This window comes from Peribacillus sp. YIM B13482, from assembly GCF_042787975.1.
GTDB classification, from domain to species: Bacteria; Bacillota; Bacilli; order Bacillales; family DSM-1321; genus Peribacillus; species Peribacillus simplex_A.
Window position 1 is genome coordinate 26,595 of record NZ_JBHZPF010000002.1, and the last position, 15,964, is coordinate 42,558.

At 43.4% G+C, this 15,964-nt stretch carries 13 protein-coding genes and 1 other annotated feature; of the genes, 3 read left to right on the plus strand and 10 right to left on the minus strand.

Annotated features, from left to right (window positions below; translation table 11 throughout):
• Positions 1–23 precede the first annotated feature (23 nt).
• The gene (locus ACFX4L_RS01680) at positions 24–1,313 is read right to left on the minus strand and encodes a bifunctional folylpolyglutamate synthase/dihydrofolate synthase (RefSeq protein WP_377403709.1); all 1,290 of its coding nucleotides are present in this window, start codon (positions 1,311–1,313) and stop codon (positions 24–26) included.
• A gap of 98 nt (positions 1,314–1,411) precedes the next feature.
• Here ACFX4L_RS01680 and ACFX4L_RS01685 point away from each other — a divergent pair, with 98 nt between their 5' ends.
• Together ACFX4L_RS01685 and ACFX4L_RS01690 are read left to right on the plus strand one after the other, a co-directional pair.
• Positions 1,412–2,353 (plus strand): ATP-grasp domain-containing protein, encoded by a 942-nt coding sequence (locus ACFX4L_RS01685; RefSeq protein ID WP_377381155.1) that lies wholly within the window; start codon positions 1,412–1,414, stop codon positions 2,351–2,353.
• Positions 2,322–3,176, plus strand: a complete 855-nt coding sequence (locus ACFX4L_RS01690; protein WP_377381158.1) for an ATP-grasp domain-containing protein — start codon at positions 2,322–2,324, stop codon at positions 3,174–3,176. The genes ACFX4L_RS01685 and ACFX4L_RS01690 overlap by 32 nt, the downstream gene beginning before the upstream one ends.
• 71 nt (positions 3,177–3,247) lie before the next feature.
• Here the strand turns inward: ACFX4L_RS01690 and ACFX4L_RS01695 are convergent, their stop codons facing one another.
• A complete protein-coding gene (locus ACFX4L_RS01695; protein WP_377381161.1) occupies positions 3,248–5,899 on the minus strand; it encodes a valine--tRNA ligase in 2,652 nt (883 codons plus the stop codon).
• Between the two features lie 43 nt (positions 5,900–5,942).
• Positions 5,943–6,171, minus strand: a binding site (T-box leader).
• A gap of 237 nt (positions 6,172–6,408) precedes the next feature.
• Here ACFX4L_RS01695 and ACFX4L_RS01700 point away from each other — a divergent pair.
• On the plus strand, positions 6,409–6,600 hold the full coding sequence (locus tag ACFX4L_RS01700) for a hypothetical protein (protein WP_061464264.1): 192 nt from the start codon (positions 6,409–6,411) through the stop codon (positions 6,598–6,600).
• Between the two features lie 56 nt (positions 6,601–6,656).
• Here the strand turns inward: ACFX4L_RS01700 and ysxE are convergent, their stop codons facing one another.
• The 8 genes from ysxE to hemA form a co-directional block, all read right to left on the minus strand.
• Complete coding sequence (gene ysxE, locus ACFX4L_RS01705) at positions 6,657–7,727, minus strand: spore coat protein YsxE (protein WP_284470094.1); 1,071 nt, start codon at positions 7,725–7,727, stop codon at positions 6,657–6,659.
• A gap of 132 nt (positions 7,728–7,859) precedes the next feature.
• Positions 7,860–9,281, minus strand: coding sequence for a LysM peptidoglycan-binding domain-containing protein (locus ACFX4L_RS01710; RefSeq protein WP_377381166.1), 1,422 nt, complete (start codon positions 9,279–9,281; stop codon positions 7,860–7,862).
• A 405-nt stretch (positions 9,282–9,686) separates the two neighbouring features.
• Positions 9,687–10,976 (minus strand): glutamate-1-semialdehyde 2,1-aminomutase, encoded by a 1,290-nt coding sequence (hemL, locus tag ACFX4L_RS01715; protein WP_089361673.1) that lies wholly within the window; start codon positions 10,974–10,976, stop codon positions 9,687–9,689.
• A 39-nt stretch (positions 10,977–11,015) separates the two neighbouring features.
• Positions 11,016–12,011, minus strand: a complete 996-nt coding sequence (hemB, locus tag ACFX4L_RS01720) for a porphobilinogen synthase (protein ID WP_089361674.1) — start codon at positions 12,009–12,011, stop codon at positions 11,016–11,018.
• An 18-nt stretch (positions 12,012–12,029) separates the two neighbouring features.
• Positions 12,030–12,806 carry a uroporphyrinogen-III synthase gene (locus tag ACFX4L_RS01725; RefSeq protein ID WP_377403712.1) on the minus strand — a complete coding sequence of 259 codons (777 nt, stop codon included), beginning with the start codon at positions 12,804–12,806 and terminating at the stop codon, positions 12,030–12,032.
• Complete coding sequence (gene hemC, locus ACFX4L_RS01730) at positions 12,806–13,738, minus strand: hydroxymethylbilane synthase (RefSeq protein WP_125160074.1); 933 nt, start codon at positions 13,736–13,738, stop codon at positions 12,806–12,808. Before hemC ends, ACFX4L_RS01725 begins: the two co-directional genes overlap by 1 nt.
• Positions 13,739–13,747: 9 nt before the next feature.
• Positions 13,748–14,578 carry a cytochrome C assembly family protein gene (locus ACFX4L_RS01735; protein ID WP_284470090.1) on the minus strand — a complete coding sequence of 277 codons (831 nt, stop codon included), beginning with the start codon at positions 14,576–14,578 and terminating at the stop codon, positions 13,748–13,750.
• A 10-nt stretch (positions 14,579–14,588) separates the two neighbouring features.
• The gene (gene hemA, locus ACFX4L_RS01740) at positions 14,589–15,938 is read right to left on the minus strand and encodes a glutamyl-tRNA reductase (RefSeq protein ID WP_284470089.1); all 1,350 of its coding nucleotides are present in this window, start codon (positions 15,936–15,938) and stop codon (positions 14,589–14,591) included.
• Positions 15,939–15,964: the final 26 nt, after the last annotated feature.

Consider the following 15,964-nt stretch of genomic DNA (forward strand, 5'->3'; position numbering starts at 1 on the left):
AGTCCGGTAAAGGCACATCCCTTTTAGGCATCTTCTCTGATTAGGAATTCCCTCACAAGTGAAAGGAAATGAAGGGAACCTGTGATGACAAGGGCCTCTTTTCCCCCTGTTTTCCGTCTGCCTTCCCTTATCGCCGCCTGCCAATCCTTGTTTATACTTTTATTTTCATGACTGCATTTTTCATAAAGCGTGTGCGCACCCGCCGCCCGTTCGTGGAAGAATTCAGTAATGATGATTTCCATCGCTTCCGTTTCCAGTCCACGAAGCATCTGGGAATAATTTTTATCTTTAAATGAGCTGAATATGAACCGGTACTTATATTCAGGGTAATGCACTTTTAGCGTTTCCATCAATACGTCGATGCCGGCAGGATTATGTGCACCATCAATGATCACCAACGGCTCATCCGATATTTTTTCAAAACGTCCATCCCATTTCGCTTCCCCTATTCCTTTAAGGATGCTTTTTTCATCGATATTTTCCATTCCTAATAGGACAGCAGCAATGGCCAGCGCCGCATTTTCCATTTGATGACGGCCTAACATCTGCATTTCCACATTTTCGATGGACCTGTCTCCAAGCGAAAAGGAGAAACTTTGCCCACATTCACTTTGCTTTACATTGCCTACATGAAAGTCTTTACCTAATTGGTAATAAGGCACGCCTACTGAAGACGCTTTTTCTTCGATTACTTTTGCTGGTTCCCAAGCGGTGACTCCGCTGATGATCGGCGCCCCGCTTTTAATAATGCCCGCCTTCTCTGAAGCAATTTCCCCAAGTGTGTTACCCAGGATATTCGTATGTTCCAAAGAAATCGAGGTAATGATCGAAAGAAACGGCTGAATGACATTCGTTGTATCGAGCCTGCCTCCCAGTCCGGTTTCCATTAAAACCAAATCCACTTCCTTTTTGCTGAAATAAGAAAATGACATTGCAGTCAATATTTCAAACTGAGTAGGTCCATTCCCCTTACTGTCCATCTCTTGGATGAACGGCTGCAGCTCCCGGAATGTGGCGATAAAATCCTTATCACTGATTTCGTCCGCATTTATCTTCAGCTGTTCATTCAACCGTATTAAATAAGGTGAAGTGAAGGAAGCGACACGTACCCCTTCAGCTAGAAGGATTTCTTTCATATATTGCAAGGTAGATCCTTTCCCGTTTGATCCTGCAATGTGAATATACTTAAGCGCCTTATGTGGGTCACCTAAGTTAGTTAATAATGTTTCCATCCTTGATAAGCCAAAATTCATACCCAATTGAACTTGGCGCCGTTCAAAAAAATGATTGATTTCCTTCATGGTTGTTACCATTATCGTTGAGCCTCCTCTTTCTTTATACCGCTCTTATGCGTTAATATTATTTTATCAATATATGAACGATTAACCTAGATGAAAGGTAGTGTTTTAAAATGAAACCTTCAGATCTTCACTGTTGGATCGTCGTTAACGGCTATTTACAGCATGATAAGTTTTCCAATTTAGCTTTGTTCATTAAGGAGGCGGCTGAAAGGAAAGAAATCATGGCAACCCTTATCCGTAATTCAGATCTGATACCCATAATTGAAAAAGGAGTGCCTCTAATTAAAGGAGCCTTTGATAAGCTGCCTGATTTTGTTCTGTTCATGGATAAAGACATTCATTTGGCACGCCATTTGGAATTGCTCGGCATCCCAGTATATAACGGCAGTACAGCGATCGATATTTGTGACAGTAAAGCAAAAACACATCAAGCATTGGCCGGGCATGGCATACCGATGCCGAAAACCTTGTTTCCCCCCTTTACGTACGAAGGGATCGAAAGGGTCAATATGGATGCCTTTAAACTAATCGGCATTGAACTTGGGTATCCACTTATCGTTAAGGAAGCATACGGTTCTTTTGGGGAACAAGTATATTTGATCCAAACAGAGGATGAGTTATTTAAGACGATCCGTAATCTTGGCCACAAGCCATTTATCATTCAGGAATTCATTGAACACAGTAAAGGGCGGGATATTCGTGTTAATGTCGTCGGCAATCGAGTCATAGCAGCGATGCAACGCCATTCCGAGCAAGACTTCCGAGCTAATATGACTGCTGGGGGGCAGGCTGCCCCCTATACACCCACCACGGAAGAAGCACAACTTGCCATCCGATGTGCGGAGATTCTAGGTGCCGACTTCGCCGGCGTCGATTTGCTGTTCGGTGAAGAGGGACCGCTTTTATGCGAAGTGAATTCGAATTCTCATTTACTGAATATTTATGAATGTACAGGCATCAACATCGCTGATAGCATGTTCGATTATATCCTGAACAAATTAGGAAAAGGAAGTGCCTCTGATGAAAAAGCAAGCGGGTTGGTTGATTTATAACCGTGAGGATGCCATAAATAATAAAGGATACATAGATTGGATGCTTGGCGAAGCCAGTCAGCTTGATCTTGATTTACACTTTCTCCATCGGGAGGACATTAGGATCGGCCACCGTTTCAACGAATTGTACGTGGAACATGAGATGAAGCCAATTTCATTGCCTGACTTTGCGATCGTCCGGACCATCGATCCTTTTTTTACTAGGCAATTGGAGCAACTGGGGATTGCCTGCTTTAACTCCTCAACCGTATCCGAAATCGCGAATGACAAAGCAAAGACGCATCAATATTTGTCCTCGATGGGGATACCAATGGCCGATACCGTTTATTGCAACGGAAGTCCGAATGCCGAGGATATGGAGTTCCCTTTCATCGCTAAAGAAACAGGTGGCCGCGGAGGGAAACAAGTTTATTTAATCGAGGATGCCGATGATTTGGCCGAACTGAATGACGGAAATTGGATTGTCCAAAAACCTGGTTTATTCGGCAGGGATATCCGTGTCTTTGTAGTTGGTAAAAAAGTGAAGGCTGCTGTCCTTAGGGAATCCGCTTCAAGTTTCAAGGCAAATTACACGCTAGGGGGATCGGCTTCGTTATATGAGCTGACCGCATCCGATTTAACCCTTGTAGAAAGAGTAATCGAGGCATTTGATTTTGGCCTGGTCGGAATCGATTTCATATTTGCCGAAGATGGCAGCCTCATGCTCAACGAAATCGAGGATGTCGTCGGCAGCCGGACATTAAGTGCACTAAGCGACATGAATATCGTACGGGATTACCTCATATTCATAAAAGAAAGAATATCCTCCCAACGGAACATTTGATTTTGGGAATGGCATCAATTGCGTTAAATACAAAAGGATGAACCGGCATATAGCTGGTTCATCCTTTTGTTTTACAGTTGTTGCAGTTCGCTGATCCTGTGGATCACAGAGTCGCGTTTTTCGCTATAGTCTTTTTCTTTGGCACGTTCTTCTTCAATGACGCTTGCCGGCGCCTTTTTAACGAAGCCCTCGTTGCCTAATTTTTTCTGTACGCGTTCAACTTCTTTATTAAGTTTGTCGAGTTCTTTTTCAAGACGTTTCACTTCTTCGTCGATATTGATCAGTCCTGTAAGCGGAAGGATCAGTTCTACACCAGTTACGACAGCTGTCATGGCTTGAGCAGGTTCTTCGACCTCGATTCCGATCGTCAATTGTTCAGGATTACAGAAACGCTCGATATAGCTGCTGTTTTTCTGTAACGTTTCTAAGATGGACTCATCTTTAGCTTTTAAAATCAAATTGATTTTTTTGCTTAATGGTGTATTCACCTCAGCACGGATGTTACGGACGGAGCGGATGATTTCAACAAGCAGCTTCATTTCCTCGGCTGCAGCTGTATCTGTCAATCCTTCATTCACTTCCGGCCAAGCGGCAACAGTGATCGACTCACCTTGGTGAGGAAGGTTCTGCCAGATTTCTTCGGTAATGAATGGCATGAACGGGTGTAATAATCTCATCGTGTTATCCAGTACATAAGCCAAGATCGAGCGGGTCGTTATCTTCGCTGCTTCATTTTCGCCATATAACGGAAGCTTCGCCATTTCAATATACCAGTCACAGAAGTCATCCCAAATAAAGTTATAAAGCACACGGCCCACTTCACCGAACTCATAACGGTCCGCAAGTCTCGTCACGTTTGAAATCGTTTCATTCAAGCGCGTCAAAATCCATTTATCGGCTACAGACTTCTCACCGCTTAAATCGATTTCGTCATAAGTCATGCCATTCATGTTCATCAAAGCAAAACGGGATGCGTTCCAAATCTTATTCGAGAAGTTCCAAACCGCTTCCACTTTTTCCGTACTATAACGAAGGTCCTGCCCTGGTGAGCTGCCTGTAGATAAGAAGTAACGCAGGGAATCGGCACCGTATTGATCGATGACATCCATCGGATCCACACCATTGCCAAGCGATTTACTCATCTTGCGACCCTGTTCGTCACGAACCAGACCGTGGATCAGTACATTTTCAAATGGACGCTCACCTGTGAACTCAAGTGCTTGGAAAATCATCCGCGATACCCAGAAGAAAATGATATCATAGCCTGTTACAAGTGCTCCGTTTGGATAGTATCGTTTGAAATCGATACTGTCCTTATCAGGCCAGCCCATAGTCGAGAATGGCCATAATGCCGAGCTGAACCATGTATCCAGAACATCTGTATCCTGTTCCCAGTTTTCAGCATCCGCAGGTTCTTCGTGGCCAACATACACTTCACCTGTTTCTTTATGGTACCACGCTGGAATGCGGTGACCCCACCAAAGCTGACGGGAAATGCACCAGTCTCGGATATTTTCCATCCAGTGGAGGTACGTTTTTTCAAAACGATCTGGTACGAAATGAACCTTTTCCTCATCGGACCCTTTTTGAAGTTCAACGGATGCATCAGCCAGTGGCTGCATTTTTACGAACCATTGAGTCGAAAGATATGGTTCAACAACAGCACCGCTTCTCTCTGAATGGCCGACTGAGTGAAGGTGATCTTCGATTTTGAAGAGCACTCCTTCTTCCTGAAGGTCTTTGACGATTTGCTTACGGCATTCGAAGCGATCCATACCTTCGTACTTACCAGCCTTTTCATTCATCGAACCGTCTTCATGCATGACAAGGATGCGCTCCAAATTGTGACGGTTCCCAATTTCGAAGTCATTCGGGTCATGGGCCGGAGTAATTTTAACCGCGCCTGAACCGAATTCCATATCGACATAATCATCACCGACAATTGGGATTTCCCGGCCTGTAATTGGCAAACGAACCATCTTGCCGATCAGGTGTTTATAACGATCATCTTCAGGGTGTACAGCAACCGCAGTATCGCCTAGCATCGTTTCTGGACGTGTTGTGGCTATTTCAATTTCACCTGACCCGTCAACCAACGGATATTTCATATGGTAAAATGCACCCTGCACATCTTTATAAATAACCTCGATATCTGATAACGCCGTTTTCGTTGATGGATCCCAGTTGATGATGTATTCGCCTCGGTAAATCAAGTCCTTTTTATAAAGAGAGACGAAAACTTCGCGTACTGCTTTTGAAAGCCCCTCATCAAGAGTGAAGCGTTCACGGGTATAATCAAGCCCAAGACCCAACTTTGACCATTGTTCACGGATATGGCTCGCATATTCCTCTTTCCATTTCCATGTCTCTTCAACGAACTTTTCACGTCCAAGGTCATAACGGCTTACGCCTTCCGAGCGAAGCTTTTGTTCAACCTTTGCTTGAGTGGCGATACCGGCATGGTCCATGCCAGGCAACCATAATACATCATAGCCTTGCATCCTTTTCATGCGTGTCAATATATCTTGAAGTGTCGTATCCCAAGCATGACCAAGATGCAGCTTACCTGTTACATTAGGGGGCGGGATGACAATCGTATATGGTTCCTTTTTATCGTCACCCGTCGCTTCGAAAAACTTCCCATTAAGCCACCATTTATAGCGGCCTTTCTCTATCGTCTGCGGATCATATTTAGTTGGCATCGAAATTTGGTTCTCTTCCATATCATTTCCTCCTTTTTGGGCATAAAAAAAACTTCCATCATCACAAAAGGACGAAGGAAGTTGTTCGCGGTGCCACCTTTTTTCCGAAAAATAAAAAAATCTCTTTCGGCTCTCAAATCGGATAACGGCTCTTCACCGGCCTTCGCTACTAAGATCTTTCACGAAAACTGCTCGCGGACGACTTCGGATGCTGCTGCCTGGAAACCTCCCACCAATTGGTTTCCTCTCTGAAAAGTGCATTTCATCTTACTATTTCCGGTCTTTGCATTGAATTATATTCATATGTAAAATCATTGAATGCATATAGTATATAGTACAAAAAATATGGGGCTCCAGTCAATCATCTTTTCGCTTACTTTCCCAGGAAGCGTCTCATTTCACGCATTCACTCCCGCTGTCCGGCCATTTTCTTTATTTTATACTCCAGGAACAGTTAATGTGACGGCTTTTTCACCTTTCCCACTACCCACCCATATAATAAAAGAAGTCCTAAAAAGGAAGGTAATAATATGAAGCGAAGATATACTCCCTATACTTTACCGCCTTGGATGAAAAAATTCCGCGGTGTTTGCCAGCAGTTCATCATTCCCTTTATCGTATTCCAAGGATTACGTACGCTGATTTTCCCTACTTTCTTCGATATGCTCCTGTTAGTCGCCTTTATTTTCTTGGCCTTGTCTTTATATTTCGAATGGATTTAATTATTCCCTCACAGCAAAAAAATATACATGACTGGAGATGATCCAATCATGTATATTTAGCTTGAGGGTGATTGCTCTTCTTTGGCAGCCTCTGCGGCCGCCTTTTTCTTCTGTTCGATTTCTTCGATTTTCATCACCATATATTCTACATTCTTCAGGAGCCAAAATTGCCTCTGCAGTTGAGTAACATTATCAAGCTCTGAACGATGGCTCCTGCCATCGGAATAACCCTTCACTAATTCCAAAGCTGATCCAGGGAAAGCCATATAACTTTGCATGAGCAGCAATTCTTCTTCTTTCAAAGGAAAATAACGAAAATAGTTATATAGCCAGTCGACGCAGTCATCGCATTGGACAGGATAGGTCCTGGCCGATTTAACGAGAAATGGCAGTAAATCGAAATGAGGCGGTGCCGTATTCGAATTCTCAAAATTGATGAAGTAGCCATACCCCCGTTCATCACTAACGAAATGCTTCAAAGAGACCTTTCCGTGCGTGATCACGGTTCGAACCTTTTCACTTTCCTTCGTTTTTTCATACCAAGTTTCAAATTTCTTGATCGAGTACTTCAGTGCCTGTGAAATATCAGTGAAGAATGAACAAACCGTCATTTCAAATGGAGACATATACCACTTCTTTTCGCAGCTGACAATATACTCATCCATAAAGTCCTTCTCGTTATTCCAGGCATCAAGCGTCCGCTCATAATGAGCTTCCCGTTCTTCTATATCCACCTGGATTTCCTTTACGGACAGCGTATGCATCCGAGCAAGCTCCCTGAACATTTGCTTATGCTTTTCATCACGCTCCCCGTCCCCTTCATTATTAAGCCAGGGCATCAGGTAATACAAACGTCCATTATGAAGAACGGCGTAACGCTGATCCATCGTTTGATAAATGGGAACGATCCGGTTATAGCCTCGATGGTACAGTTTTTGAACATTCCTGATAAAATCAATGCCTTTATGCGGTACAATGGATTTCAAGGCAAATGTACCTCGATCACTGTATACTTTTTTCACCCGCCCGAAGTCCTCAATATATTGTACATACATGGCGTATTCCTTCAAGACGGTCTCCGTGTCACGATCCCGATTAATAGGCTGCTGATTCTCGTTTTCCCTCACGAGACTCACTCACTTTCTCTATAAACACTCAACAATCCGATTATTCGATTCCTCTAGCCACCAAAAGGTGTAATTAAATCCGGGCTGCTCTAAAAAACAGGAGCAGACCATATGCTCTGCTCTCTGTCCTGGTCAATTCTTATACGCAACCGCCTTCGGTATATAGATGACTTGCCCTTCATGGACGTTCTGGTTCGACTCCAACTCATTACTGAAAAGTATGGATTGAACCGTAACATCATAACGTTGAGCCAAGTCATCAAGCGTTTCCCCTTGCTGGACAATACAAACCTTCATCCTTACCAGCTCTTCTTCTTGTTTCCGACCGAATAAGTCCATGATGGAAAGCTGCTTTTCATCATGTTCAGCGGTTTCCTTATCATCACGTTCCACGGCTTGTTTCCTGCCTTTGAAATTTTTAACTTCCTTAGCTGGCGGCGCTGGTCTTTCCTTCTTTTTGAATAGATCGCTTATGGACGACGAATTTGCTTCCCCTTCATGTTCCATCTTCGCATGTTCATTAAGGATAGGACCCGCTGCAGCCTCAGCTTCTTCCTGCCGGATGACATCCTCGTTTTCGGGATTTGAAACAGGGCTATTCTCAACTGGGACACTTATATGATTGATTATATGATTTGGCTCTTCCACTGCTTCCTCTTCCATCAAAGTCTTTCTAGGAGTCTCGACTTTCTCCATAGTTTCCTGCCTGCTTACATTTTCCTCCTGCTTCTCCTCTTCCTTGGATGACATAGATACCTCTGCTGAATCAGGCTGATCACTTATAGAAAAATTCACTTCTTCCTGTCTGTGCACTTCCGTTTCCCACTCCTCCTCTTCAGGATATGGTGAAACGGGAATCTCAAAAACTGGGACATCATGCTGATCGCTTAAATAGATCGGTTCCTCTTCCTCTTCCTCGTTTGCTTCAGATACCCGTTTTGCCTCTGCAGAAAAAGGCGTGTATAACTCTTCCTCCTGCTCATCTCGGAAAACAGGCTGAAAATCTGGGATTGGCGGCACTGCAGCCGCATATGGAATATATGACTCGTTTTCACCGTCCGTTTCTTCTTGTTCCTCTGTTTCCCCAACTTCCTGATCCGTATCGAACCGTTCTTCCACATATGAATCATTATAAATTCCGGTTATCAACAAATCCGCCTGCAACTTCAAACAGTTATGTTCAGGCATGGCATAATCAAAGCTTTGAATCGAGACATCGATCTCCTCTAATGAGGCAATTCGATTATTCGGAATTGTTATATCAACCGGAAAACGGTGTGTGAACTCAGTAAGTCCATCAGGATGCCTCTCGACCTTTTGAACGGCTTTTGGCAAAAAGGTCTGCGAAAACTCCTCTTCCTCACCATTTTGCGAGTCTTTGTATTCACCGCATAAATCTAACGAGCCTCGTATAAAAACATATTGATCACTTTCTTGAATCGTCACATTTGGATCCAGAGAAATGGAAAATAACTCAGCCACTTCCTGTCCCTTCTGGAACCAAACGGATTCCTCTAAAGAAAATCGTAAATACGATTCATTTTCTTGCGACAAGACAACTCCTCCTTTCAGCTTCAGGAAACGGTACCTATACCAATATCAATCTATGAAGAAAGCAAGCTGATTATTCCTTCATTTCATTTGCAGCCATCCAAACCTTATTTTTACTGAACCATGATAAGGAGTAGAACTTTACTTTTTCAGGCTAAAATCCATGTCGATTGGATCAATCAGACTTAAACCATTTTAATTCGGCCTACTGCCAATTAATTTGTCCTTCAACCCTTTAATTCGGCCTTCAACCATTTAATTTCTCCTTCAACCATTTAATTCCTCCTTCAACCATTTTTTCGGCCTTCTTCCACTTACTGATTGAATCAAAAAAAAACAGGCTACCATTCTCCAAAGGTTTTTGGAAAAATGGTAGCCTGTTAATAATTTTAATAGTGTCATGAAGCCTCATTTTTTTAATTTTGCAAAGGCCTGTTCTGCCGCTGTGATGGTCTTTTCGATATCTTCATCACTATGTGCAGTGGAAAGGAATAAACCTTCAAACTGGGACGGCGGCAAGTAGATGCCTTGATTCGCCATTTCCCTATAGTAAGAAGCAAAGAACTCTAAATCTGATGTTTTTGCTGTATCATAATTGATTACTTCTTCATCCGTAAAGAATAGTCCAATCATGGAACCGGCACGGTTGAATGTATGGGGAACTCCGTACTTTTTCGCTGCTTCTCCGATGCCTTTTTCAAGCATATCACCTTTTCGGGTGAACTCTTCATAAGATTCTGGAGTCAATTGGCTCAGCGTTTCAAGACCAGCCGTCATGGCCAGAGGGTTACCTGACAATGTTCCTGCTTGATAGATTGTCCCGCTCGGGGCAATTCGTTCCATGAATTCGCGCTTGCCTCCGAAAGCTCCGACCGGTAAGCCGCCGCCAATTACTTTCCCAAGGCAAGTCAGGTCCGGTACGATGCCAAAATAGCCTTGTGCACAGTTATAACCGACACGGAAACCTGTCATAACTTCGTCAAAGATCAATAGAGCCCCGTATTGGGTCGTCACTTCACGTAAGCCTTCGAGGAAACCTGGTTGCGGCGGAACTACGCCCATGTTCCCTGCAACAGGTTCTACGATGATACACGCGATGTCTTCGCCAAATTGTTCAAACGCATATTTGGTTGCTGCAAGATCATTATATGGTACGGTAATCGTATTTTTCGCAATGCCTTCCGGTACTCCCGGACTATCCGGCAAACCTAATGTGGCAACGCCGGAACCTGCTTTGATTAGCAATGAATCGCCATGTCCATGATATGAACCTTCGAATTTAAGGATTTTATCCCGACCTGTAAAGCCTCTCGCCAACCTTAGCGCACTCATCGTCGCTTCGGTTCCTGAAGACACCATCCGGATCATCTCAATCGAAGGCACCCGGTCAATGACCAACTTAGCCAGTTCATTCTCAATCAGCGTAGAGGTTCCGAAGCTTGTACCTGATTCCGCTACCTTTTTCAATGCTTCAACGACATGGTCATTCGTGTGACCCAGGATAAGCGGTCCCCATGAAAGAACATAGTCTATATATTCATTGCCATCGATATCATACATTTTTGAGCCTTTTCCACGCTCCATGAAAATGGGATCCATGTCCACGGATTTGAAGGCACGTACAGGGCTGTTCACGCCGCCTGGCATCAATTTTTTTGCTTCGGCAAACGCTTGTTTCGATTTTTCATATGACCGCATGATTCAATCCCCTTTTCCATTACAGGTTTTATTTGTTAATCATCTTTGATTATCTTCGTTTATCCAGCGTGCTACTTCTTTTGAGAAATACGTAATGATCAAGTCGGAACCTGCGCGTTTCAATCCTGTCAGCATTTCCATCACTATCGCTTTTTCATCAATCCAGCCATTTTGGGCAGCAGCTTTGACCATTGAATATTCACCGCTCACATTGTAGGAAACAACGGGAAGATTAAAGTTATTCTTAACGTCCCTGATAATGTCCATGTAGGAAAGGGCTGGTTTCACGATTAAGAAATCCGCACCTTCAGCAACATCGGATTCAGCTTCACGGAATGCTTCAAGGCGATTGGCAGGATCCATTTGGTAAGTTTTCCTGTCGCCAAATTGCGGCGCGCCATTCGCTGCATCACGGAATGGGCCGTAAAAAGCCGAAGCATATTTCACTGCATAGGACATGATCGGAATATCTTCATAGCCAGCTTCATCCAAGCCTGCACGGATGGCCGCAACGAAACCGTCCATCATATTGGAAGGGGCAATGATATCGGCACCGGCCTCAGCCTGGCTGATCGCCGTTTTGGCAAGAAGGTCAAGGGAAGCGTCATTCAGGATCTTTTCCCCTTCAACGACCCCGCAATGGCCATGGCTTGTATACTCACAAAGACATGTATCAGCAATGACAATGACTTCAGGATATTGTTTTTTGATATAGCGGGTTGCCTCTTGCACAAGTCCGTTATGGTGAAATGCTCCTGTGCCTTGTTCGTCTTTATCATGAGCAAAAGGGACACCGAATAAAATGACTGACTTAATGCCCAGACTTACGACTTCATCCATTTCAGCCCCAAGGTTATCCATGGATAACTGATATATACCCGGCATCGAGTTGATTTCATTTTTTACATTTTCACCGTCAATGACGAAGATCGGATAGATCAAATCCTCTTTATGCAATTGTGTTTCACGGACTAAAGCCCTCATACCAGCACTTGCACGCAAGCGACGGTGGCGATTGAATGGAATGTTTTTCATTTTGAAGTTCCTCCCTTATTATTTCTTTTTACTTATGAAGCGTATTAAATCCGCAACCATGGCATCCGTCGTATAAACATCTGGACAAACATCAACGTGTAGCCCATTTTTTTCAGCCGTTCTAGCGGCAATCGGCCCGATGCATGCGATGATGATCCGGTCTATGTATGTATCCAAATCATGGCGTTCCATGATACGTAAAAAATGATTGACCGTCGAAGAGCTCGTAAAGGTTATGATGTCAATTTCATGATTCGTTATAAGTTTCACGAGTCTTTCTTCACTGCTTCCGGGAAGCACGGTATGATAAATTATCACTTCATCACAGGATGCACCAGTTTCATTGATTGCCTCCGCAATAACCGCCCTCGCGAGATTCCCTTTTGCCAGCAATACACGCGAACCGGAATCAAGCAGGGTAATGAACTCCGAAACAAACCCTTCGGCAACAAACTGAGCTGGAACGAAATCCGCCCTATATCCATGTCGTTTCAGGGCCGCTTCTGTTTTAGAGCCGATAACGGCTATTTTCGGAAGCATTAAAGGCTGTTCACCAATAAGTTTAAAGAAGAAATCCACTCCATTTTGACTGGTGAGAATTATCCAGTCATAGGTATGCAGCTCATCTAACCGCTCTTGAACAACTTCCATATGATCAGGAAGAGTGAACTCAAGCAATGGCACAAGAAGCGGCGTTCCGCCATTTTTATCGATCGAATCTTTTAAACCATCTGCCTGCCCTTTCCCTCTGGTGATTAATACCCGATAATCCTTAAGAGGTTGAAAGGGATTCATTACTGATCAAGCTCCTCTTTTACGCGATCAATCAATTCTTTACCGCCCATTTCACTTATCTGTTTGGCAGCATCATGCCCAACCGTCTCGGGATCAGCCCCCTCAACCATTTCTTTATAAATCACTTTTCCATCCGGAGAAGCGACCAAAGCCGTCAAGGAAACGAATCCATTATCTTTCGCTACCGCAAATCCGGCAATCGGCACCTGGCATCCGCCTTCCATTTTATCCAAAAAGGCACGTTCCGCTTCAACCGTTCTTTTCGTTTTTTCACAGGTTAATTTCTCAAGTTCAGCCAGCAGTTCTTTGTCGTCTTCGCGGCATTCAATGGAAAGTGCCCCTTGTCCAACTGCAGGAATGCAAATATCTTCATCTAAAAATTCCGATACGATGTCCTGCTCCCATCCCATTCTTGATAGTCCGGCTGCTGCTAAAATGATGGCATCATAATCTTCCGTGTTCAGCTTATTGAGACGGGTATCGATATTCCCGCGAATCCATTTAATTTCAAGATCCGGCCTTCTAGCCAAAATTTGAGCGCCGCGGCGCAAGCTGCTTGTACCTATAATGGAACCGGGCTTCAGTTCAGAAAGGGTTTCATGGTTCTTTGAAATCAAGGCATCCCGATGGTCCTCCCTCGGTGGTATGCAGCCGATCGTCAAGCCTGGAGGCAGCACCGCCGGCATATCTTTCATACTATGTACAGCCATATCTATTTCTTTATCCAGCATCGCTTGTTCGATTTCTTTAACGAATAAGCCTTTTCCGCCTACCTTGGAAAGCGTTACATCAAGGATTTGGTCACCCTTTGTGACAATTTCCTTCACCTCGAACTCGTATGGAACCCCAAGCTCTTTAAGTTGATCGATTACCCAGTTCGTTTGGGTGATCGCTAATTTACTACGTCTAGAACCAACAATTATTTTTCTCATAGTTTCCTCCTATGTATTCCAAAAGTGGAATGTTGAAAGGCTTCCGAAAAGGAAAAAGTTAATTAACACAATCATGAAAGATCCAATATTCAGAAAGGCTAGGGTCCTTCCATACATTTGTTTCCGAATTTTCAAGTATAAAAACATACTGTAAGCGATGAGCAAAATGAATGAACCGATGATCTTCATATCCAGCCAGGATACCCCAGGCACTTTTATATAAGCCCATTGAATCCCCAAGATAAGGGAGACCACTAATAATGGAACACCTATTACTGCGAGGACATAAGACATTTGCTCGAGCTTCGTTAAATCGCCGAGTCGAAGCAGCCGTTTCCCCCACTTCTTCCGTTTAAGTAAATCATATTGAATTAAGTAGAGAAGGGAAAAAACGAAAGAAAGCGTGAATGCCCCATAAGATAGGATGGCAAAAGTGATATGTATGAGCAATAGCTCTGAAACCAGACGCTGTGCAAGCACTTGAGATTCTATCTGAACAGGTGCAAAGGTATGGATGGCCATAACCATAAAACCTAATACGTTCGTAAAAAAGACCGTAAAATCGACTCTTAGCAATCGGTTAATGATTAAAGATAACGATATGAGGACCCATGCATAAAAATATAAGCCTTCAAAAATCGTCAATACCGGGAACCTTCCCGTTTTCAATACATACAGAAATAAAAAAATTGTTTGCAGTACCCAAACAATAGAAAGCAACCAGAAGGCGACCTTATTCGCCTTCTGGTTATTATTAAGGAAGTCAATAAAGTATAAAAGCATACTGATGGCATACAACAATACAGTGGCTTCATGCAATCTTGTCATTAGTAATTCCATATTTACCTCATTACTGGACAGGAACTGGATTCAATAGGGATGCCTTGGAGCTGTTCATTTCTTTTTCATCATCCGCTACCAGCTGGTCTTCAATCAAGTCCTCTAAATGAAAGATTTTCACGAAATTATTTAATTGCTCTTTTGCATTCGGCTCATCCGCAAGCTCTTTTGCATAAAGAATCGGATCTTTTAGCATTTGGTTGATGATGCTCTTCGTATGCTTGTTCAGAACCTTTTTGTCCCGTTCGCTTAAATGAGGAAGCTTTCTTTCGATGCTTTCCATCGTTTCCTGTTGTATTGATAGGGATTTTTCCCGTAAAGAAGAAATGACAGGAACCACACCAAGCAAATTAATCCATTGATTGAAGTCCACAATTTCAGATTCGATCATCAATTCTATTTTCTCGGCAGCTTTTTTGCGCTCTTCGATATTCGCTTGCACGATCCCTTCAAGATCGTCAATATCATACAAGAAGATATTTTCAAGCTCCGCCAATGTTGGATCAAGGTCACGCGGCACTGCGATATCCACCATAAAAATAGGACGGCCTTTACGAAGCTTATTCACGTATGTCATCATTTCTTTTGTTACTAGAAGATCCTTTGAACCAGTGGAGGTAATCAGGATATCCGCTTCCACTAAAGCGCATTGCAGCTCTTGAAGCTGTTTCGCTGTACCATTGAATCTCTCCGCCAATTCGACCGCTTTCTGAAAGGTGCGGTTAATGACTGTGATGCTGTCAGCGCCATTACTATGCAGATTCTGAATGGCTAACTCACCCATCTTACCGGCCCCAAGAATCAAGACGTTCTTGCCGTTCAGGCCTCCAAAGATTTTTTTTGCAAGCTCGACTGCTGCATAGCTGACAGAAACGGCATTCGTATTGATATCCGTTTCTGAATGAGCCTTTTTAGCTAATGTAATGGCTTGCTTGAAGAGATGGTTAAAAACGGTGCCGATCGTATCATCCTTCTGTCCTAACATATAGCTTGTACGCACTTGTCCCAAAATCTGGGTTTCCCCCAGTATCATGGAATTCAAGCCGCAGATAACTGAAAATAAATGCTCGACTGCCCCATCGCCTTCATAGATGAACAGGTATTTAGAAAATTCTTCTTTATCGATGTTAAACCATTCCGAAAGAAATTCCTTTATATAATACCGGCTCGTATGAAGCTGGTCACCGACCGCATATATTTCTGTTCTGTTGCATGTTGAAATAATAATGTTTTCCAAGATGCTTTTTTTATTTTTAAGAGCTTTCATTGCCTCGGCAAGTTCGGCTTCGTTAAACGATAGTTTTTCCCGAATTTCAACAGGGGCAGTTTTGTAATTAATACCAACCGCTAGAATATGCATCCTTTTGTTTTGCACCCCCAAAATTT

Bases quoted from the DNA above. Each gene is read 5' to 3' on its own strand.
- hemL (WP_089361673.1), bottom strand. From the start codon at position 10,976: ATGCGGTCATATGAAAAATCGAAACAAGCGTTTGCCGAAGCAAAAAAA.
- hemA (WP_284470089.1), bottom strand. From the start codon at position 15,938: ATGCATATTCTAGCGGTTGGTATTAATTACAAAACTGCCCCTGTTGAA.
- hemB (WP_089361674.1), bottom strand. From the start codon at position 12,011: ATGAAAAACATTCCATTCAATCGCCACCGTCGCTTGCGTGCAAGTGCT.
- ACFX4L_RS01735 (WP_284470090.1), bottom strand. From the start codon at position 14,578: ATGGAATTACTAATGACAAGATTGCATGAAGCCACTGTATTGTTGTAT.
- ACFX4L_RS01685 (WP_377381155.1), top strand. From the start codon at position 1,412: ATGAAACCTTCAGATCTTCACTGTTGGATCGTCGTTAACGGCTATTTA.
- ACFX4L_RS01695 (WP_377381161.1), bottom strand. From the start codon at position 5,899: ATGGAAGAGAACCAAATTTCGATGCCAACTAAATATGATCCGCAGACG.
- ACFX4L_RS01690 (WP_377381158.1), top strand. From the start codon at position 2,322: ATGAAAAAGCAAGCGGGTTGGTTGATTTATAACCGTGAGGATGCCATA.
- hemC (WP_125160074.1), bottom strand. From the start codon at position 13,738: ATGAGAAAAATAATTGTTGGTTCTAGACGTAGTAAATTAGCGATCACC.
- ACFX4L_RS01700 (WP_061464264.1), top strand. From the start codon at position 6,409: ATGAAGCGAAGATATACTCCCTATACTTTACCGCCTTGGATGAAAAAA.
- ACFX4L_RS01725 (WP_377403712.1), bottom strand. From the start codon at position 12,806: ATGAATCCCTTTCAACCTCTTAAGGATTATCGGGTATTAATCACCAGA.
- ACFX4L_RS01680 (WP_377403709.1), bottom strand. From the start codon at position 1,313: ATGGTAACAACCATGAAGGAAATCAATCATTTTTTTGAACGGCGCCAA.